Source organism: Actinoplanes sp. NBRC 101535 (genome assembly GCF_030269225.1).
Lineage (GTDB): Bacteria > Actinomycetota > Actinomycetes > Mycobacteriales > Micromonosporaceae > Actinoplanes > Actinoplanes rectilineatus.
This window is the reverse complement of record NZ_BSSY01000009.1, coordinates 324,412-344,723: the sequence shown is the minus strand read 5'-3', so window position 1 is coordinate 344,723 and position 20,312 is coordinate 324,412. Positions and strand designations below refer to the sequence as shown.

The 20,312-nt window shown below is 72.2% G+C and carries 14 protein-coding genes; 11 read left to right on the top strand and 3 right to left on the bottom strand.

Annotation, left to right across the window (positions count from 1 at the left end):
* Positions 1 to 21 precede the first annotated feature (21 nt).
* From QSK32_RS25960 to QSK32_RS25950, 3 genes are read left to right on the top strand one after another with little or no spacing between them, the layout of a single operon-like run.
* On the top strand, positions 22 to 2,481 hold the full coding sequence (locus QSK32_RS25960; RefSeq protein ID WP_285473399.1) for a glycosyltransferase family 2 protein: 2,460 nt from the start codon (positions 22 to 24) through the stop codon (positions 2,479 to 2,481).
* Between the two features lie 55 nt (positions 2,482 to 2,536).
* The gene (locus tag QSK32_RS25955) at positions 2,537 to 3,583 is read left to right on the top strand and encodes an O-methyltransferase (RefSeq protein ID WP_045741412.1); all 1,047 of its coding nucleotides are present in this window, start codon (positions 2,537 to 2,539) and stop codon (positions 3,581 to 3,583) included.
* Positions 3,584 to 3,603: 20 nt separating this feature from the next.
* Complete coding sequence (locus QSK32_RS25950; RefSeq protein ID WP_285473398.1) at positions 3,604 to 5,667, top strand: acyltransferase family protein; 2,064 nt, start codon at positions 3,604 to 3,606, stop codon at positions 5,665 to 5,667.
* Positions 5,668 to 5,873: 206 nt separating this feature from the next.
* Here the strand turns inward: QSK32_RS25950 and QSK32_RS25945 are convergent, their stop codons facing one another.
* The gene (locus QSK32_RS25945; RefSeq protein WP_285473397.1) at positions 5,874 to 8,261 is read right to left on the bottom strand and encodes a glycosyltransferase family A protein; all 2,388 of its coding nucleotides are present in this window, start codon (positions 8,259 to 8,261) and stop codon (positions 5,874 to 5,876) included.
* A gap of 127 nt (positions 8,262 to 8,388) precedes the next feature.
* On the opposite strand from QSK32_RS25945, the gene QSK32_RS25940 reads away from it, so the two are divergent.
* Genes QSK32_RS25940 through QSK32_RS25920 form a run of 5 tightly spaced genes read left to right on the top strand, consistent with a single transcriptional unit; the run spans position 8,389 to position 14,203 of the window.
* On the top strand, positions 8,389 to 10,581 hold the full coding sequence (locus tag QSK32_RS25940) for a glycosyltransferase (RefSeq protein WP_045741539.1): 2,193 nt from the start codon (positions 8,389 to 8,391) through the stop codon (positions 10,579 to 10,581).
* 2 nt (positions 10,582 to 10,583) lie between these two features.
* Positions 10,584 to 11,285, top strand: coding sequence for a hypothetical protein (locus QSK32_RS25935; RefSeq protein ID WP_045741414.1), 702 nt, complete (start codon positions 10,584 to 10,586; stop codon positions 11,283 to 11,285).
* Complete coding sequence (locus tag QSK32_RS25930) at positions 11,282 to 12,877, top strand: hypothetical protein (protein WP_285473396.1); 1,596 nt, start codon at positions 11,282 to 11,284, stop codon at positions 12,875 to 12,877. Before QSK32_RS25935 ends, QSK32_RS25930 begins: the two co-directional genes overlap by 4 nt.
* Positions 12,874 to 13,845 (top strand): glycosyltransferase family 2 protein, encoded by a 972-nt coding sequence (locus QSK32_RS25925; RefSeq protein WP_285473395.1) that lies wholly within the window; start codon positions 12,874 to 12,876, stop codon positions 13,843 to 13,845. The genes QSK32_RS25930 and QSK32_RS25925 overlap by 4 nt, the downstream gene beginning before the upstream one ends.
* On the top strand, positions 13,832 to 14,203 hold the full coding sequence (locus tag QSK32_RS25920) for a GtrA family protein (protein ID WP_045741417.1): 372 nt from the start codon (positions 13,832 to 13,834) through the stop codon (positions 14,201 to 14,203). Before QSK32_RS25925 ends, QSK32_RS25920 begins: the two co-directional genes overlap by 14 nt.
* A gap of 289 nt (positions 14,204 to 14,492) precedes the next feature.
* On the opposite strand, the gene QSK32_RS25915 is transcribed toward QSK32_RS25920, so the two are convergent.
* Both QSK32_RS25915 and QSK32_RS25910 read right to left on the bottom strand, forming a co-directional pair.
* The gene (locus QSK32_RS25915; RefSeq protein ID WP_045741418.1) at positions 14,493 to 15,755 is read right to left on the bottom strand and encodes a nucleotide sugar dehydrogenase; all 1,263 of its coding nucleotides are present in this window, start codon (positions 15,753 to 15,755) and stop codon (positions 14,493 to 14,495) included.
* On the bottom strand, positions 15,752 to 17,509 hold the full coding sequence (locus QSK32_RS25910; RefSeq protein WP_045741419.1) for a stealth family protein: 1,758 nt from the start codon (positions 17,507 to 17,509) through the stop codon (positions 15,752 to 15,754). Before QSK32_RS25910 ends, QSK32_RS25915 begins: the two co-directional genes overlap by 4 nt.
* 211 nt (positions 17,510 to 17,720) lie before the next feature.
* Here QSK32_RS25910 and QSK32_RS25905 point away from each other — a divergent pair, with 211 nt between their 5' ends.
* From QSK32_RS25905 to QSK32_RS25895, 3 genes are all read left to right on the top strand, one after another.
* Positions 17,721 to 17,978 (top strand): hypothetical protein, encoded by a 258-nt coding sequence (locus QSK32_RS25905; protein ID WP_285473394.1) that lies wholly within the window; start codon positions 17,721 to 17,723, stop codon positions 17,976 to 17,978.
* A 61-nt stretch (positions 17,979 to 18,039) separates the two neighbouring features.
* Entirely contained in the window at positions 18,040 to 19,596 is a 1,557-nt protein-coding gene (ffh, locus tag QSK32_RS25900) for a signal recognition particle protein (protein WP_285473393.1), read from the top strand.
* A 109-nt stretch (positions 19,597 to 19,705) separates the two neighbouring features.
* Positions 19,706 to 20,302: a Uma2 family endonuclease gene (locus QSK32_RS25895; protein WP_285473392.1), complete on the top strand. Its 597-nt coding sequence runs from the start codon at positions 19,706 to 19,708 to the stop codon at positions 20,300 to 20,302.
* The last annotated feature ends 10 nt before the right edge of the window (positions 20,303 to 20,312 follow it).

Genomic DNA, 20,312 nt, shown 5'->3' with positions numbered 1-20,312 from the left:
TCGGGTACGGACGGAGAGTCGATGGCCGAGGCGCAGCCTGTTGCGTTGCTGGACGATCACGTCACGCTGGCCGGCGCCGGGGCGGAACTCTCGCTGCCGAACGCCGCGATGCGCAACCGCTCGGTGGCCGCCCGCCAGGTGCTGGCCCGGGCGGGCGTGGGCGCCGGCGTGACACTGGACGAACTACTCACCGCGGCGCGGGACGGTGACGCCCGGCGCCTGCGCCGGTTGCGCCGCCGTGCCCGGCCGGACCTGCTGGCCGGGCTGGCGCAGACCATCGCCCTGCAGGAGGAGCTGCCCACCGACCGGGGGGACGCGCTCGCCCTGTACGAGCTGATCCGCACGGCACTCGGCGCCGCCGCTCTGCCGCCGGCCCATCAGGCGCTGCACGCCCAGCTGGCGTACGCCTGGCAGGGCCCGGACCGGGCGAGGGCGCTGCTCCGGGCGTACCGGCGGATGCCGCGGGCGGCCCGGGAGACGCTGGAGATCGATCTGGCGAACCCGTACGCCGGCGGATCCGCCCCGGAGGAGACCTGGCTGGCCCGGTTCGGCGCGCTCTTCCCGTCGCCCCGCCCGGCCCTGACCGCCGGGTCGGAGCTGCCGCCGTTCGACCGGTTGACCGCGATGGTGGACATCCCGGTCGAGCCGACCGGTCCGCGGGTGTCGGTGGTGGTGACCGCGTACCGTCCCGGTCCCGGTCTGCTCACCGCGGTCCGGTCGGTCCTGGCGCAGTCGTGGCGCAACCTCGAGGTGATCGTGGTGGACGACGCCTCACCGCCGGAGCACGACGAGGTGCTCGCCGAGGCGGAGTCGCTGGACGGCCGGGTCCGCCTGCTGCGCCTGCCCGCCAACGCCGGCACGTACGCGGCCCGCAACGCCGGTGTCGAGGCCGCCCGCGGCGAGTTCGTCACCTTCCAGGACTCCGACGACTGGTCGCATCCCCGGCGGATCGAGTTGCAGCTCGCCCCGCTGCTGGCCGACCAAGCGGTGGTCGCGAGCACCTCCGAGGGCATCAGCGTCACCGACCAGCTGGTGATGACCCGTCCCGGCATCCGCCGGCTGCGCGTCAACGTCTCGTCGCTGCTGTTCCGCCGGGAACCGGTGACCTTCCGGATCGGCTGGTTCGACCACGTCCGCAAGGCCGCCGACTCCGAGTTCGCCGAGCGGATCGAGAAGACCTTCGGGCCGGGGTCGGTGGCCCGGGTGGCCCGTCCGCTGGCCCTGATCCGGCTCTCCGAGGGCTCGCTGTCGCGGGCCGAGATCCGGGCGTACTGGATGCATCCGGCGCGGACCGCGTACATGTCGGCGTACCGCTGCTGGCACGCCTCCGGGGTGCCGCTGCGCCAGGAGCGCGGCGGCCCGGACCGGGCGTTCGTGGCGCCGGCCCACCTCACCGGCGGCGCCCCCGCGCGCCGCTACGACGTGGTGGTGGCCGCCGACTGGCGGTTCCTGGCCGGTGTCCAGCGGGCCGCGCTGGCCGAGGTCCGGGCGTTGCGCCGGGCCGGGTTGTCGGTGGCGATCCTGCACCTGGAGTCGATGCGGTCGGTGCACCGGCTGCGCCGCTCGCTCAGCGGCACCGTCCAGCAGATGATCAATACCGGTCGGCTGGACCAGGTCCTGGAGACCGACGAGGTCGAGGCCGCGGTGCTGCTGGTCCGCCAGCCGGAGGTGCTGCAATTCGCGCCGGAGGACGGCTGCCGGGTACGCCCGCGCCGGCTGCTGATCGTCGCCGACCGGGCGCCGGCCCGGCAGGACGGCAGCGACCGGCGGTACACGGTGCCGGCGGCCACCGACGCCGCGAAGCGCCTGTTCGGCGCGGAACCCCTCTGGTGCCCGCAGGACGCCGGGGTCCGCGCCGCGTTGGAGGGTGCGGACCTGACGGAGTACGACCTGCCGGCCGTCGCCGAACTCCAGGACGTCGCGCGGCCGCTGCCCGATCCGGCCGCCCCGCCGGTGGCCGGCACCGACCTGTGCGACGCCGGTGAGTGGCCGCTCGACGTGGCCGCCGCGCTCACCGTCCCGCGGCGCTGCAAGGACGCGGACGTACGCCTGCGGCTGCCGGAGACCTCGGTCCGCCCGGCCGGGCTGCCCCGGTCCTGGCTGGTCTACGAGGCGTCCGACCTGGACCCGCGGACCTTCGTCGCGCAGCTCGACTTCTATCTGCACTTCCCACCGGAGCAGACCGCGGAACTGCTGTCCCGGCCGGCCCTGGAGGCGGCCGCCACCGGGTGCGTGGTGCTGGTCCCGGAACGTCTCGGGCCGGCGTTCGGCCCCGCCGCGGTGGCCTGCCGGCCGTCGGACGTACCCGCGGTGATCCGGCGTTTCCAGTCCGAACCCCGCCGGTACGCCGACCAGAGCCGCCGCGCCCGGTCGGCGATCGCCCGGGAACACCATCCGCAGGCTTTCGCCGAGCGGATCGGCGCCCTGGTCCGGGCCACCTCCGGCGCTCCGGCGCAGCGGGTGCCCGCCGACGGGGCGTAACGGTGGCGCGATCAGCAGCGTTACCGAGGGTGAATGTAGCGATGAGGAGTTCCCGATGAGCAACCTGTCCCGAATCGGCCGTCGGGTGACCCGCCGGCTGCCGCGCCTTTCCGGACGGCAGGTAGTGGCCCTGTTCGTGGTCGGCGCCCTGTGCGCGGGGGCCGCGGCGACCGCGCTCACCGGGTACGGCCGGGTGTCCGCGGCGCTCTTCGCCGCCCTGACCGGCGTGATCCTGTCCGCGCTGTTGATGCTCTTCCGCCGGTTGTCCCGGGTGCAGCGGGCCGGGGTGGCCGCGCAGAAGGACCTGCGGACGACGGTGGAGGAGATGCAGCGGCGCCTGGTCGCCGCGGTGGAGCGGGAACGTCTCACCGCCGGCGACCGGCACCTGGAACTGGCCGAGGCGATCGCCCGGGTCAAGCAGGTCACCGACCGCAAGGCCGGTGCCGCGCAGCTGCTCACCCTGCCGCGTGAGCTGGAGGCGACCGTCCAGCTGTTCCAGGGCTTCGTGCCGCGGGCGCCGATGCCGTCCTCCGGCGACTACGCGCTGAACCCGACGGACCTGCTCGAGGTGCTGCACCTGATCCGGACCCGGCAACCGCGGCGGGTGCTCGAACTGGGCAGCGGCACGTCCACGGTGTGGATCGCGTACGCCCTGGAGAAGGCCGGCGGCCGGCTGATCTCGCTGGACCACGACGCGGAGTACGCGCGGCGGACCCGGGACGCTCTGGAGGCGCACGGTCTCAGCGGTGTCGCCGAGGTCCGCGACGCGCCGCTCACCCCGGTCCCGGTGGAGGGCCGCGAGTACCCCTGGTACGACCCGGAGGTCCTGTCCGACCTGACCGACGTGGACTTCGTGCTGATCGACGGCCCGCCCGCGGCGATCGGCGCGGACGCCCGCTACCCGGCCCTGTACGTGATCGAGAAGCGCCTGGCGGACCGGGCGACGATCGTCTTCGACGACGCCGGGCGCAAGGACGAACAGGCCGCGATGGCCGCCTGGACCCAGCGGTTCGAGGGCCTGACCCGGGAGGGCGAACTGCTCGGCCGGCACGCGGTGCTCTCCTTCGTCCGGCCGGCCGCAATGGCCGCCGCGCACGGCTGACCCGTTTCGCCGGCTGATCGATGACCACGACGCTGACCCGCCGCGGCCCCCGCGCCCCGGCGGTCATCGCCGCGCACCGCCCGGCCCACCGCGACGACATCGAGGGCCTGCGGGCCGTCGCGGTGCTCCTGGTGGTGCTGGCCCACGTGGGCGTACCCGGCCTGGCCGGCGGCTATGTCGGCGTCGACGTCTTCTTCGTCGTCTCAGGGTTCCTGATCACCTCGCTGCTGCGGCGCGAGGTGGCCTCCACCGGTCGGCTCCGGCTGGCCCGCTTCTACGCCCGCCGGGCGGTCCGGCTGCTGCCGGTCGCCACCCTGGTGACGCTGGCGACCCTGGCCGGCAGCTGGTTCCTGGCACCGGCGCCCCGGTTCACCGAGCATGCGATGGACGCGCTGGCCGCGGCCACGTACACGATGAATCTGCGTCTTGCCGAGGTCGGCACCGACTATTTCGCCGGCAGCGCGCCCTCGCCGTTCCAGCACTTCTGGTCGCTCGCCGTCGAGGAGCAGTTCTACCTGGTCTGGCCGGTGCTGCTGGTGCTGCTGATGTGGGCCGGCCGGGGACGGCGCCGGGTGGTGGTGCCGGTGCTGCTGGTGCTGGTCTGCGTGTCGTTCTGGTACAGCACCCGGGAGCTGGACCGGGCCGCGTCGTGGGCGTACTTCGGTTCGCTCAGCCGGGCCTGGGAGCTCGGTGCGGGCGCCCTGCTGGCGTTCGGTGCCAGCTCGTCACGGCGTCGCCCGGCGCTGTGCTGGGTGGGTGGCAGCGCGATCCTGGCCGGTGCGGTCTTCTTCGACGGGGCCACCCCGTTCCCCGGTACGGCGGCGTTGCTGCCGGTGCTGGGCACCCTCGCGGTGATCGCGGCCCGGGGCAGCCGGCTGCTGGAGGCCGCGCCGATGCGCTGGCTCGGCCGGATGTCCTACGGCTGGTACCTGTGGCACTGGCCGTTGCTGTTCCTGGCACCGACCGGTCTGGTCGCGCGCTGCCTGCTGGCGCTGGGTGCGCTGCTGCTCGCCTTCCTGAGCCACCACCTGGTGGAGAACCCGGTCCGCTACCTGAAGCCGTTGACCGCGGTGCCGCGCCGGGGCCTGCTGCTCGGTTTCGGGTTGTCCGGCACCGCGGCCGCGGCGGCGGCGTTCGGCCTGCTCTTCCCACCGGTGGTGCCGACCGGCGCGGCGGTGGCCGACGCGCAGCGGATCATCTCGCAGGCCCCGAACCGGGAGCTGGAGCTGCGGCGGCTGGTGACGTCGTCGCTGTCGGCCGGCACGTTGCCGGGCAACCTGACCCCGGCGCTGTCGATGGTCGCCCGGCAGAGCCTGCCCCCGCAGGACGACGGCTGCCACGTCGGGCTGACCGGACCGTTCAAACCCAAGGGCGACTGCGTCTACAGCGATGCGAAGGCCGACCGTACGGTCGTGCTCTTCGGTGACTCGCACGCCCTGCAGTGGTTCCCGGCCCTGGCCGACTCGGCCCAGCGGCGCGGCTGGCGGCTCGAGGTCTACACCCGCAGCGCCTGCAGCCCGGCAGCGGTGGCACTGATCGAACGCCGCACCCAGCGCCGGTACGACGAGTGCGACACCTGGCGCGACCAGATGATCGACCGGATCGGCCGGCTGAAGCCCGACCTGGTCGTCGTCTCGTCCAGCGTGAATTACCGCGACCTGCTCGCCGACGCGCCGGGCGACCCGGACGCGGTGTGGCGCGACGGCTGGAAGAAGACCCTCGGCGAGCTGCGCGACCACGCCGGCGCGGTGGCGGTCATCGGCGACACGCCGTACTTCACCGCCGAGCCGGTCGACTGCCTGACCAGCCGGTCCACCGCGATCGGCAGCTGCGCCGGCGCGGCCCAGCAGGTGGTGATGGAACCCCGCTGGCGGCGGATCCAGCGGTCCACGGCGGTCGGGGCCGGTGCGCTGGTGGTGGACCCGCTGCCGTGGATGTGCAGCTCCGACAGCTGCCCGCTGGTGGTCGGCAACACCCTGGTCTACCGGGACAGCAACCATCTGACCGAGGCGTTCGTGCGCCTGGTCGCGCCGTTGCTGGACAGCCGCCTGCCCTGGGTCGGGCACCGGGACCGGAAGAAGTAGGCGCCCCTGCCGCGGGGACACCGCGGACCGGTGTCTGTGCACCGCACATCGGCGAACACCCGGCCGGGACCTGGTCCCGGCCGGGTGTGCTGTCGTCTCCGTCAGGTCGCCGCTGCGCCGCGTCGGCACGGCGACATCAGGTCGCCGGGGCGGCGCGTCGGCACGGCGACATCAGGTCGCCGGCGCGGCGCGGCGACGCGGCGGCGTCAGGTCGCCGGCTGGAGCAGCGCGGCGATCGCCTCCGCGTACCGGTCGTGGTGGTGGTTGCGCCAGACGAAGTCGACGCCCCGGGCACTCTGCGCCCGCAACGCCCGCGGCTTGCGGTGCAGCCGCTCCACCACCGAGGGCACCTCGTCCGCCGCACAGTACAGCGCGGACGTGCCGAACGTGGTCGCGTACCGCATCGGCAGCACCGGAACACACCCGGCGGCCAGCGCGATCAGCAGCTCCGGGCAGGCGGTCACCGCCTCCTCGTCGGACGGCATGTGCAGGTAGAAGTCCAGCTGGTGGAGGAAGCCGCGGGTGTCGACGTCGTCCGGGCCGTACACCAGCCAGCCCCGGCGCGGGTCGGTCACGGTGCCGCTGCGGTCCAGCAGGCGCACGTCCAGGGCCCCGGCGGCCGGCAGGATCTCCCGCAGCCGGGCGAAGGCCGCCGCGTCGCCGGACCAGAGCAGGCCGAGCACCGGGCGGTCGCCGCGCGGACCGGGCCGGTGCAGACGCCACTGCCGCAGGTTCACCGTGCCGGGCAGGTCGGCCTCGGCGAGCCGGTCCCCGAACGGCCCGGTCTCCAGCGCGAACCGCTCGGCGGGACCGGCCGGCGCCCAGGACGGCTCCACCCCGAACAGACGGCGGGCCTCGGACGCGCAGACACCGGCGGCCCGGGCCCACGCCGGGTCGGCCTCGACCACCACCCGGTCGGCGCGGACCGCCGACGAGTACCCGGGCGGGAAGGCCAGGAGCGCGGGGTCGTTCACCACGATCAGCCGGGCGTGCACCTCGTCGGTGAGCACGATCTGCTCGACCGTGCCGGTGTTCAGCATCTCCTGCAGGGTCCGGTTCAGGGCCGGCGGCTTCCCGGTGACCTTGCCGAGGGCGTCCAGGTGCAGCAGCGCCACCGAACGTCCGGGCTGGGCGTACGCGTGGACCCGCTCGGCGGCCGGCCAGTCGGTGTCGCTGTGCGCGGTCCAGTCGCCGGCCAGCACCGTGTCGTAGACGCGGCGGCGCTCCTTGGCGTCCCCGGCGAGCCGGCGTGGTGCCGCGAAGACCCGGGTGTCCGGGGTGATCGGGCGGAACGCGTCGGCCCGTCCGGCGGCCACGTGCCGGTGCCAGGCCTGGAACGCCGACAGGTACGCGTGCCGCGCCGGATGCATCCAGCCGGCCGCGATGTCGGCGCTGGACAGTGAACCCGGGCTGAGCCGGATCAGGGCGAGCGGTTCGCCACCCAGATGCCGGACCGCGGGCCGGCCGAAGACGGCACGGGCGCGTTCCACGTACTCGGCGTCGGCGCCCTTGCGGACGGTGTCCAGGTAACCGAGCCGGGCCAGTGCGGCGTCCCGCCGGATCATCAGCGACGACAGGTTGTACGACCGGAACTCCGGGTGCCCCAGCCGGGACACCACCAGGTCCTCGGTGACCCGGACGCCCACCGAGGTGGTCGCGACCAGCGACTCCTCCGCGAGCAGCGGGGCGACCTGCCGTTCCAGGCGCAGCGGGTGCGACCAGTCGTCGGAGTCCTGGAACGTCACGAACTCGCCGGACGCGGCGTTCAGCGCCATGTTGCGGGCCTGGTAGGTGCCGCCGTTGGCGGGCATCCGCAGGATCCGTACCCGGGGGTCCAGTTTGGCCGCCCGGTCCAGCACGACGTCGTATCCCGGACCGGAGCCGTCGTCGACGACGAGGATCTCGTGGTTGGTCCAGCTCTGCGCCACCAGCGACCGGACCGTGGTGAGCAGCGCCGTCCCCGGCCGGTACGTGGTCACGATCGTGGTGATCCGGTGCGGGGAGCCGTTCCGGGCCGCGGTGTTCGAGCGGATCCGGTCGAACCGGCTCGCGTCACCCGTGGTCACGGTCAGTCCCGGCGCCGGCAGCAGCTCGCCGAACCGGGCCGGCCAGTCCTCCTCGGCGGCCAGGTCGACGCCGAGCGCCACCCGGATCGCCTCGGGCACCTCCGGGTAGTCGGCGAGCAGTTTCGCGGTGCGGACCGGCTCGCCCAGGGCGAACGCCAGCTGGGCGTGCACCCCCTGGTGTGCCGGGGCCACGCCGGCCGCGCCGAACGTGCGCAGCAGCGAGTCGAACAGTGCCAGGGCGTCGGTCCGGTCACCGGGGAACAGGTCCTGGCAGGCGATGACCCGGGCCAGCTCGCCGAGCGCCCAGGGGTCGGCGTCCGGGAACAGCCGTCCGTCGTGTGCTCCGCCGACCAGGTCGTCGACCCGGCGGCGGGCGGCCGCGTACCCGAGGACGGTCCGTGCCGCCGCCGACCGGGTGTGCAGGGCGGCCGTGGCCGGTCCCGCCGGCCCGCCCGCCGTCATGGCCCGCCACTGTTGATCCAACAGGTCCGCGCCGTACGCGTCCGGAGTGGTGTGTTGCCTGCGCATGGGGTCCCTGCCGCTAGGTGTCGTCGTCGAGGGGATCAACGTGTCACCGGTCACGTGCGTGACGCCGGGCGAAGGCCGTTCGTTGTTCCCGCGGGACATCGAGGCACCGAGAATCGGAGAACACATCATGACCGCGAACGTCCATGACGTGGCGATCCTCTCGGACTTCCGGTATCCGGGGGGCACCTCGGCCAGCGTGGCCGCCGAGGTGCGCGCGCAGGCCCGGGCCGGGCTGTCCACGGTTCTGGTGCATGTGCGGTCGCCGCACCTCAAGCACGACCGGCCGTTCAACCCGCTGATCACCGACCTGCTGCGCGAGGGCCTGGCGGTGCTGGCCGCGGCCGGTGAGCAGGTCGACGCCCGGCTGCTGCTGATCCGCCAGCCGCGGATCTTCACCGAGGACCTGGCCGTACCGCCCCGGATCCGGGCCGAGCGCACCGTGATGGTGCTCAACCAGGCGCCCGGTGACGCCGCCGACCCGGCCCGCTACTACGACTTCGCGGCGGTCCGGACCCGGTTGGAGGGCTATTTCGGCACCGCGATCGAGTGGGCGCCGATCAGCACCCAGGTCCGCGCCGAGGTGCTGCGGGCCGCGCCGGGCGCACCGCTGGAGGGCACCGACTGGCACGAGATCATCGACGTGGCGGACTGGTGGTCGGAGCGACCGGGGCCCTCCGGTGAGCTGCCGGTGATCGGGCGGCACGGCCGGCCCGACCCGGTGAAGTGGCCGCGGACCACCGAGGAATTGCTGCAGGCCTATCCGGACGCGCCGGACGTCCGGGTCCGGGTGCTCGGCGGCGGCGAGATCGCGACCGAGCGTCTCGGGCGGACCCCGGTCAACTGGGAGATCGTCGAGTTCGGGACCGAGGCGCCGGGCGACTTCCTCAAGACGATCGACTTCTTCGTCTACTTCCACGACCCGGACCTGGTCGAGGCGTTCGGCCGGACCATCATGGAGGCGATGGCGGCGGGCGTACCGGTGCTGATCGGCGAGCACTTCCGGCCGGTCTTCGGCGACGCCGCGCTCTACACCACCCCGGCCGGGGTGGTGCCGCTGGTCCGGGAGCTGCACGCCGACCCGGAGCGCTATCGCGCGGTCGCGGTCAAGGCGAGGGACCTGGTCGAGCGGCGGTTCGGCTATCCGTCGCACCTGGCCCGGCTGGCGGTCCGTGAGGTACGCCCGCCCGGCGAGCTGGAGCTGCTGCGTTCCACCGTGAACCCGACCGACGGCCGGCCCCGCGGGGTGCTGCTGGTCAGCGACAACGGCGTCGGTCTCGGGCACCTGTCCCGGCTGATGGCGATCGGCCGGCGGCTGCCGTCCGACGTGCCCGCGGTGATCGCCACCCAGTCCCACGGGGTGTCGGTGGCGCACCGGGAGGGTTTCCTGACCGAGTACATCCCGTCCCGGTCGGTCCTCGGCCTGCCCCGGCAGCGCTGGACCGCGATGCTGCGCAGCCGTCTGGAGCACCTGGTCGACCTGTACCGGCCGGCCGTCGTGGCGATCGACAGCGTGCCGCACGACGGCATCGTCGAGGCCATCGCCGCCCGCCGGGACGTGACCTGGGTGTGGGTGCGCCGGCCGATGTGGCGGCGCGACACCGGCGCGGAGTGGATCGCCAAGGGCGAGGTGTTCGACGGCATCCTCGAGCCGGGCGAGTTCGCCGAGGCGGCCGACGAGGGCCCGACCGTGCCGGACCGCGGACGGGCGCACGGGGTCGCCCCGATCACCTATCTGGACCGGCACGAGCTGGCCGAGCCGGAGGCGGCCCGGGCCGCGCTCGACCTCGACCCGGAACGCCCGGCCGCGCTGTTGCAGCTCGGCGCGGGCAACATCAACGACATCTCCTCGCCGGCTGCCCGGATCGCCCGGCAGCTGCGCGAGTCGGGATTCCAGGTGGTGCTCGCCGAGTCGGCGATCGCCACCGAGCCGATGCCGCCGGTGCCCGGCGCCCAGGTGGTCAAGGTGTACCCGATCAGCCGCTATCTGCGGGGGTTCGACCTGGTGGTGAGCGCTTCCGGGTACAACTCGTTCCACGAACTGCTGGCCTTCGGGGTGCCGACCGTCTTCGTGCCGAACCGGGAGACCTCGCTGGACGACCAGGTGAGCCGGGCCCGGTTCGCCGCGGCGGCGGGCACCGCGCTGATCGTCGAGGACCCGGACGGCGAGGATCTGGACCGGGTGCTGGCCGAGGCGGTCCGCGAGGACGTCCGTGCCGAGCTGCGGCGCCGGTGCGCCGAGGTGGGGCCGGGCAACGGCGCGTCGGCGGCCGCGGACTGGCTCGTCGAACTGGCCGACCGAACCGTACGAACCGGAGTGTGACCATGTCCGACACGCCCACCCCGCTGCCTCTGCTCGGCGAGGAGCTCGAACCGGCCCGCATGGAGGCCCTCGTGGTCCGGTTGCGGACCGTCGAGCAGGAACGCGACGCGTGGCGGCAGCGCCATGCGGGCGCGGCCGAGGAACGTGACGAGGAACGGGCCATGGTCCGTCAGTTGCGGGGCAGCGGCTCGTACCGTCTGGGCCGGGCGCTGGTGTCGTTCGTCCGTGACCCGTTGCGGTCCTCGCCCCGGCTGTTGCGCCGGCTGGCGAGCCGGGTGCGCCGCCGTAAGGCCAAGTCGCCGCGCAAGACCCGCAAGGCCACCCCGAAGACCCTGCCCACGCATCTGTACGTGGCCCTCGGCCTGGACCTTCCGGCGCTGCGCTCGTTCGTGCTGGCCGTCCAGCAGCGCCTGCTGGTGGAGGCCGACCACCGGGCCGTGGTGCTCACCGACGAACCGTCGTTCTCGCTGCTCCGCAAGGTGGGGCTGATCATCGAGTACCTGCCGGACCGGCAGTCCTGGCAGCGGCACCGGCCGGCCCGGCCGTGGGACGGGGTGCTCGCCGAGCGGCTGGCCCACCTGTGCCGGGACCACACCGTCGCCCAGGTGATCTTCGTCGATCCTGATCATCCACCGGTATTGGCGGAGCTCCTTCGCAAAACCGACACAACCCCACCGGTGCAGCGGTCGTTGCAGCAGATGTGACCGCTGGAACCGCTACAATCCCTCACCAACCGGACGTCGGCCGGGGGCCGGGAACGCTGGAGAACTCCCCGCGTCCCGGCCGCCGCCTCTGGGCGCACGTCGTCCGCCGCTGCCTGCTGGTGCCGTTCCTGGTGCTGGCGCCGCTGGCCGCCGTGGCGCCCCGCGGAGACCAGCGGTTCAACCTCTACTGGCACGGCGGCCTGTTCCGCGACGACCCGCTGCGGATCATCACGCACACCATCGCGACCACCGAGACCTACCTGCGGCTGGGCAACTTCCGGCCCCTCGGACGGATGACCGAGAAGGCGCTCGACCTGCTCGTCTACATCGGCATGCAGCAGCTGCACCTGCCGGCCACCGTCCTGCTGCGCCTGGTGACGCTCGGCGCGGCGATCGCGGTCACGTTCGCCGTGGTGCTGCTCGCCGAGAGCGTGCTGACCCGCGGGCGGATGTTCACCACCGCACCGTCCGTCGTCGCGCTGCTGCTGCCGTACGCGGTCGGCGCCGGTTTCGTCGCAGCCGGCCGCAACAGCACCACCACCCTCTTCGGCGGCCTCTACCTGAGCACCACCGCGCTGGTACTGCTGGTCGCGGTGGCCGCCTGCCGGCTCGCACGGATGCGGTGGTGGCACGCGGTGTTCGCGGTCACCGCCGGCGGCGCGCTGGCGGTCTACAACGAGCCCGCCTACTTCGCCGTGCCGCTGGCCACCGCGGCGGTGCTGCTGCGCAACCGGTTCGTCCTCGGACAAGGGGCGCGGGAACTGCTGCGCTCGCCGGGCGTACGGTTCGCCGCCCTGCTCTGGGCCGGGTTCCTGCCGGTCTTCGGGACCGTCCGGTGGGTGATCCGCGGGTACTGCGCCGACGGAGGTTGCTATCACGGTTCGGACATGGTGGTGGACCCGGACAGCCTGCTGGTGCTGCCGGTCCGGATGCTCGCCTGGACCCCGCCGATGTCCTGGCCGGCAGCGACCGAGCGGGCCGGTGCGAGCTGGCCGTGGGGCATCCTGCCGGTGGTGGCGCTCCTGGTGCTGGCGGTGCTCGCGTTGCGTACCCTCAAGATCTCGCCGGAGGCGGACCGCCCGGCCGGACGTGCCCTGGCAGGTCTCGCCCTCACCGCCCTGGTTCTGTTGACCTTCGGGGCGCTGCCCGCGGCACTCAGCGTCGAGATCCACACCTACTACCCCGGACCGGCCCTCTGGCAGCAGGGCTGGCGCGACTCGGCGGTCACCGCCCCCGCCGGCATGCTGCTCGTCGCGACCCTGCTGGCGTTCGCCGCCCGCACCGGACGACGCTCCGCCGGCCTCGTCCTGGCCGTCCTCGTGCTCGCCGCCACCGGAACCGTCGCCGCCAACCGGGCCTACGCCGACGCCGCGGCCGGCTGGGAGGCGTCCCAGCTGGACAACCGGATCGCCCTGGCACTGGGCGCCTTCGAACGCGGCCGGGCCGGCGACGCACGGCGCTGCGCACTGCTCGACGAGGCCCTGCGCAGCCAGCAGGACCAGCCCTCCAAACAGCAGAGATACACCGATTCGCTGAACACCGCCGCCGAAGACCTCGCCGGTGTCCCGTTCTGCCGGGGGAACACGCCATGACCGACCCGCTGATCTCCGTCGTCGCACCGATCTACGACGAGGGGCCGGGCGTCGAACAGTTCGTCGCCCGGATCGCCGAAGTCCTCGAACCGGCCGGCCTGCGCTACGAGGTGGTCCTGATCGACGACGGCTCCGCCGACGACTCCTGGTCCCGGATCGTCGGACAGGCGCAGGCCGACCCGCGGGTCCGCGGACTCCGGCTGTCGCGCAACTTCGGCAAGGAGTCCGCCCTGCTGGCCGGGCTCGAGGCCGCCTCCGGCGACGCCGTCGTGGTGATCGACTCCGACCTGCAGCACCCGCCGTCCGCCATCCCGGCCATGGTCCGCCGATGGCAGGACGGCGCCCACGTCGTCGAAGCGGTCAAACGCAACCGGACCGGCCAGTCGATCGGCAACCGGCTCAGCTCCCGCCTGTTCAACAAGGCGTTCACCGGCCTCACCCGGGTCGACCTCGTCGACGCCACCGACTTCCGGCTCCTCAGCCGGGCCGCCCTGGACGCGCTGCACCGGATGCCGGAACACTCGTCGTTCTTCCGCGGCACCAGCAGCTGGATCGGCTTCACCCGGGCGACCGTCGAGGTGGACATCGACCACCGGGCGGGCGGGGCGTCCCGGTGGACGCTGCGGGCGCTGTTCCGGCTGGCCGTCAACGGGCTGACGTCGTTCACCTCCGCGCCGCTGCACCTGGTCACCCTCGCCGGACTGGCGTTCGCGGTGTTCTCGGTGCTGCTCGGGGCGCAGACCGTGGTCCGGTGGGTCAGCGGGCACTCGGTCGCCGGCTTCACCACGGTCATCCTGCTGCTGCTGGTCACCGGCACGTTCGTGCTGATCGGACTGGGCGTGATCGGCGAATACCTGGCGCGCATCCACGAGGAGGTGCGCGGCCGTCCCCGCTATCTGATCGAGGAACGGACCGTCCGGGACGCGATCCCCGAACAGTGGGTGGTCGAGCAGCGTGCCGAGCGTTGAGCGCCTTCTGCGGTACGGGGTGAGCGGCGGACTCAGCGCCGTGACCCATCTCGGCGTGGGCTGGGGCGGCCATCACCTCGGGCTGCCCCCGGTCCCGGCGTCGACGATCGGATTCCTGGCCAGCATCGTGGTGTCCTACACGCTGCAGCGCACCTGGGTGTTCCGCTCGGGCGCCGGCCACCTGTCGGCCGGCCCCCGGTTCCTGGCCGTGACGGCGGCGGCGTTCAGCCTCAACACGGTCGTGCTGTGGGTGGGCGCCGACCTGCTGCACGGTCCCTATCCGCTGGTTCAGGCGGTCGCGCTGGTCCTCATCCCGGCGCTGAACTACGTCCTCAACTCCCGCTGGACTTTCGCCTGACCCCTCAGGCGTGTTGAGTTCGGGCGCCGTGGACGCCCAAAGTCAGCACGCCTCTCGGGGTGTGTTGAGTTGGGGTGCTGTGGGCGCCGAAAGTCAGCACGCCTTTCGGGGTGTGTTGAGTTGGGGTGCTGTGGGCGCCGAAAGTCAGCACGCCTTTCGGGGTGTGTTGAGTTGGGGTGCTGTGGGCGCCGAAAGTCAGCACGCCTTTCGGGGTGTGTTGAGTTCGGGCGCCGTGGACGCCGAAAGTCACCACACCCCGAAAGGCGTGGTGACTTTCGGGAGGCGGCGTTCAGAGGCGGTGGGCCTCCGGGGCGGCCGTCACACCGCGGGTGTCGAAGAAGCGCTTCGCCAGCTTCGCGAGGTTCTCCGCGTCGTACTCGCGGTGGTTCTGTACCAGGATGACCAGGTCGGCCGAGGTGACCGCGCCCTCCAGATCCTCGGTCCGGGACACCGGCACCCCACCCACGTTCCAGGTCGTCACGTGCGGGTCGTGATAGGCGACCGTAGCGCCCAGCCCGGCCAGCTGACGGGCCAGCGGGGTGGCCGGCGACTCACGCTGGTCGGCGATGTTCGGCTTGTACGTGACACCCAGCAGCAGGATCGTCGCGCCCCGGACGGCCTGCCCGTCCGCGTTCAGCAGGTTCTGGGCGCGGCGGGCCACATAGGCCGGCATCGTCGCGTTGATCTCCTGGGCCAGCTCGACGAACCGGAACGGGTAACCCAGCTTGCTGCGGACATTATGCGAAAGGTAGTTCGGGTCGATCGGGATGCAGTGGCCGCCGACGCCCGGTCCCGGGTAGAACGCCTGGAACCCGAACGGCTTCGTGGACGCCGCGTGGATCACATCCCAGAGGTCGATGTCCAGCTCGTGGCAGAACCGGGCCATCTCGTTGACCAGGGCGATGTTGACGTGCCGGTACGTGTTCTCCAGCAGTTTCGCGGTCTCCGCCTCCCGGGTGCCCCGGGTCCGGACCACCGTCTCGACGAATCGGCCGTAGAAGTCCGCGGCCGCGTCGGTGCACGACGTGGTGTAGCCGCCGACCACCTTCGGGGTGTTGTGCGCGCCGAACGTCTCGTTGCCCGGGTCGATCCGTTCCGGGGAGAACGCCAGGTGGAAGTCGATGCCCGCGGTCAGGCCGGAGAACTTCTCCAGCAGCGGGCGTACCTCCTCGTCGGTGGTGCCCGGGTAGGTGGTCGATTCCAGCACCACCAGCATGCCGGGGCGCAGGTTGCGCCCGACCGCCGCCGAGGCGCCGAGGACGGCCCGCAGGTCCGGTCCGTCGCCCTCGGACAGCGGCGTCGGCACGCAGATCACCGCGGCGGCGGCCTCCGCGATCAGGGTCTCGTCGCTGGTCGGCCGGAAACCGCCGTCGAGCATCGCCCGGATGTCCGCGTCGTCCAGGTCGTCCACGTGCGAGCGTCCCTCGGCCAGCCCGCGCACCACGGTCTCGTTCACGTCGAAGCCGAGCACCGACATGCCGGACCGGATCGCCTGCTGCGCGAGCGGCAACCCGACGTATCCGAGTCCGAGGATGACAACGTCGTAGCTCACGAGCTCTCCTTCATAGGCATGGGGCGTTTCGGAGGTAGGGACTGTCGTGGGGCGGTGGCCGTCCGGGTCGCCGCCGCCAGTGAGGTGGTGCCGGGACGCGGATGGCTCAGTTCGAACGGCGACACGAACGGCAGGTACGCCGGCAGGAACTCGGCGACCAGGGCCTCCTGGTCGGCGACCGCGGCGCCGGCCACGTCCACGTCGTTGAGGCAGAAGGCGTCCACGTTGCGCCCGCGCAGCAGCCGGGCCAGCCGGAACGGGGTCTGCGGCTCGGCCAGGTCGGTGTAGAGGTACCGGATCCGGCCCGGCGCGGCCCGGCCGGTCAGGTACGCGTAGTACTGCTGCAGCGACGAGAGCAGCGAGATGTCGTCCGGGTGCCGGAACTGGTGCTCCGCCGTCTCGGCGACCTGCGCGGTGAATCGCTTCTCGATCTCGTCGATGACACTGCGCCGCGACGGGTGCGGGGTGTGCATCATCTTGCGGGTCAGCACCCGCCCGAACGCCTCCTCGATGAGGCGCCGGTTGTTCTTGGCGGCCGAGTCGGCGGGCCGGTCGCCGGGACCGCGCGGGGCGGTGTCCACCTGCTGCGTGGACGGGAAGAACTTGGTCAGCCCGCCCGGGGTGAAGAACAGGTCCGGGGTGACCGGGCGGCCCAGGATCACGTCGTCGTTGAGGTACAGGAAGTGCTCGGCCAGGCCCGGGATCCGGTGCAGGCGGGACTCGATCGCCTGCGAGTTGAAGGTGGGCAGCACCCCGGTGTCCCCGAAGACCTCCCGGTGGCCGACCAGGGTGAGCTTCGGATGCGACAGGTCGAGCCAGCCCGGCACCTGGTCGTCGGTGACCAGGAAGATCCGGCGTACCCACGGGGCGAAGCAGTGCAGGGCGCGCATCGAGTACCGCAGTTCGTCGCGGCTGGCGTACCGGGAGTCGTTGGCGGCCTGCCCGTTGATCTCGCCGACCCAGCTGTTCTCGGCCAGCGCCCGGCTCTTGCGCCGTTGCCAGGCCTCGTCGCCGCCGTCGACCCAGGTGTAGACCACGTCGATCGGGAAGTCGATGCGGTCCGGGTCGACACCGGTGAAGGCCGGCCGGGTGCGGTAGCCGGTGCTGTCGCCGGGCGAGCTGAACGGCCCGAAAACCGTCTCCGGGGCGATCACGGGCGGTTCATCGGCGGGCACCGAGTCGGCGAGCGGGTTGCGGCGTGGCGCGTGCAGGCGGCCGTCGGCGCCGCCGGTCCAGAACTCGACCTCGCAGGCGTGTTCGGCGCCGAGCACCAGGTTGCCGCCGGGATCGGTGACCGGCCAGCAGACGGCTGCGGTCTTCGGGCCGGGGGTGAACCGGCCGGAGTCTTCGGCGGCCAGTTCCCGGAGCAGCCGCAGGACCCGGTCGCGGTCGCTTGCGGGCACCGCGACGGCGGTGCGCAGCGGGTCGGGTGCGGGCACCCGGAACCAGTCGACGTCGGCCAGGTCGAGGGCCCGGACGACCCGGTCCAGGTTGTGCCGGCGGGCGCCGGCCGGGCAGGCGTCGGCCGCGACCCGGGCGATCACCCACCCGTCGCCGGTCCGGACCCGGAGGGTGCCGGGCCGGGTGCGCCGCCTGCGCCCGGGGACCGGTGCCGGTCCGAGCGGCATGAGGGTACGCGCAAAGCCGAGTCGCCGCTCCGGGGCGATCCGGGGGAGGAGCCGTGTCTCGGCAGCCTCGAAGATCCGTCGCCGGACCGACCAGGGAGTCAGCCGCAGGATCTGTCGCAGGGTCACACCCGTCGTCCTTTCGCCGCACGTCCGGACCCCTTAACGGCCGGACTGAGACGGAAGTTGCGCTCTATATCAGGAGTTGCACCTGTTACCTGCGGTATACGCCTTTCGTGAGCATCCGGGGCCTTGTTCGGAAGTGCTCACCCTTAGGGGAACGCTTCAGGGGTACGGCCGATGCGGGTGCTTGCTCCGGGGCGGCATGGTGGAGGAGAGCGTGCAGCGACGACGGCGGGAGGCCGTGATGGGCAAGGCACTGGCGTTTCTGGCAGCGGTGGTCGCCGGAGTGATCGTGGTCGGCTGGGTGGTCAGCTCGCTGCTCGGCGGCTTCCTCTACTACCTGATCGTGGGCGCCCTCGTGGTCGGCGGCGGCCTCTGGCTCTACGGCCGGATCAAGGGTGAGCTGGCGCCCGGCACCCGCACTCAGCGGCGGATCGAGGCGGCCGCCAAGACGTACCGCATGCGGAACCGGTGAGCTTCGTCAGCTACGGCTAGGCTTGCGGAGACGGGATTTACGACCAAGGGGAAGCCGCACCGTGTTTGACACCTTGAGTGACCGCCTCTCCGGGATCTTCACCAAGCTCCGCGGCAAGGGCAAACTGACCGACGCCGACATCGACGCCACCGCGCGCGAGATCCGTCTCGCCCTGCTCGAGGCCGACGTGGCGCTGCCGGTGGTCAAGGCGTTCATCGCCAGCCTCAAGGAGCGGGCGCGCGGCGCCGAGGTCTCCCAGGCGCTCAACCCGGCCCAGCAGATCATCAAGATCGTCCATGAGGAGCTCATCACCATCCTCGGTGGTGAGAGCCGGCGCCTGCAGTTCGCCAAGCAGCCGCCCACTGTGATCATGCTGGCCGGCCTCCAGGGCGCCGGCAAGACGACACTGGCCGGCAAGCTCTCCCGCTGGCTCAAGAACCAGGGCCACCAGCCGCTGCTGGTCGCCGCCGACCTCCAGCGGCCGAACGCGGTCAACCAGCTGCAGGTGGTGGGCGCCCGGGCCGGTGTCGAGGTCTACGCCCCCGAGCCGGGCAGCGGCGTCGGCGACCCGGTCAAGGTCGCGAAAGACTCGATCGAGGTCGCGCGGCGCACCGCCAAGGACATCGTCATCGTCGACACCGCCGGCCGCCTCGGCATCGACGCCGAGATGATGCAGCAGGCCGCCGACATCCGCGCCGCCGTCAACCCCGACGAGGTCGTCTTCGTCATCGACGCGATGGTCGGCCAGGACGCGGTGCAGACCGCCGAGGCGTTCCGCGACGGCGTCGGCATCACCGGTGTGGTCCTCTCCAAGCTCGACGGTGACGCCCGCGGTGGCGCGGCCCTCTCCGTCCGGCACGTCACCGGCCAGCCCATCCTGTTCGCCTCCACCGGTGAGAAGCTCGAGGACTTCGACGTCTTCCACCCGGACCGGATGGCCAGCCGGATCCTCGGCATGGGTGACGTGCTGACCCTCATCGAGCAGGCCGAGCAGGCCTTCGACGAGGATCAGAAGGAGAAGATGACCAGCAAGCTGCTCGGTGGCGAGCAGTTCACGCTGGAGGACTTCCTCGACCAGCTGATCGCGGTCCGCCGGATGGGCCCGATCGCCAACATCCTCGGCATGATGCCCGGCATGGGCCAGCTCAAGGGCCAGCTGGACGAGCTCGACGACAGCCACTTCGACCGGGTCACCGCGATCATCCGCTCGATGACCCCGACCGAACGCACCAACCCGAAGATCATCAACGCCTCCCGCCGGCTGCGCATCGCCAACGGCTCCGGCGTCACGGTGATGGACGTCAACCAGCTGCTCAACCGCTTCGCCGACGCGCAGAAGATGATGAAGCAGATGAGCGGCATGATGGGCCTGCCGGGCGGCCGCCGCAGCGCCACCAAGAGCCAGAAGAACAAGCGCAAGGGCACCAAGGGCGGCAACCGACCTCGCGTCGGCCGCGCTCCCGGTGGGATGCCGGGCGGGTTCCCGGGTGGCATGCCGCAGCTGCCGCCGGGGCTGGACCCGAGCGCGCTGCCCGGCGGGCAGGGCATGCCGCCGGGCTTCAAGCTGCCGAAGCTCGACTTCAACAAGCTGAGCAAGCCGCCGAAGGACGACAAGTAGCCACTGCGCAATCCCGCGGGAGAGCGGCAAGCAGTCACTGACGAGTGAAGACGGTTGAGGTCGTTGTCATGGTTCAGGGAGTCTCATGACACCCCCCAAGGAGGAACCCATGACTGCGGCCCTCAACCTGACCTCGTCCGAGTTGCAGGACAAAGAGGACTGGACCGTCGACGACCTGGCGAGCCTTCCGAAGGGCCTCCGCTACGAGCTCGTCGACGGAAGGCTGATCTTGCCATCCCCTACAGCCCTTCACCAGGAGTTCTGTTTAGAACTCGTCCTCATGTTGCGAGCCGGTGAGTGTCCACCGGATCACCGGCCGATCTTCGACATGTCAATCGAGATCAACCGGAGCAATGAACCCCGTCCCGATGTGGTGGTGATCGAAAAGCGTTACGCCACACGGTCACCGGTGCCGGTCGCCGGCGCGCTGCTCGTCGTCGAGGTGGTCTCGCCGACCTCACACTTCCGGGACATGCACGCCAAGACGAAGGTCTACGCGGCGGCGAAGGTCGAGGCCTACTGGGTCATCGACCCGGCCTTCGAGAAGGGCGTCGCGTTGACCGAGTTCCGGCTCGATGACAGCGGCGTCTATGAGGTGATCACCAATACCGACAAGGTGTTCACGACGGACGTGCCCTACCCGGTGACGATCGATCTTCCGGCGTTGACCGCCCTGCGTGACGAGCTGCGCGCGGCCGCGGACTGAGGGCCGGGGC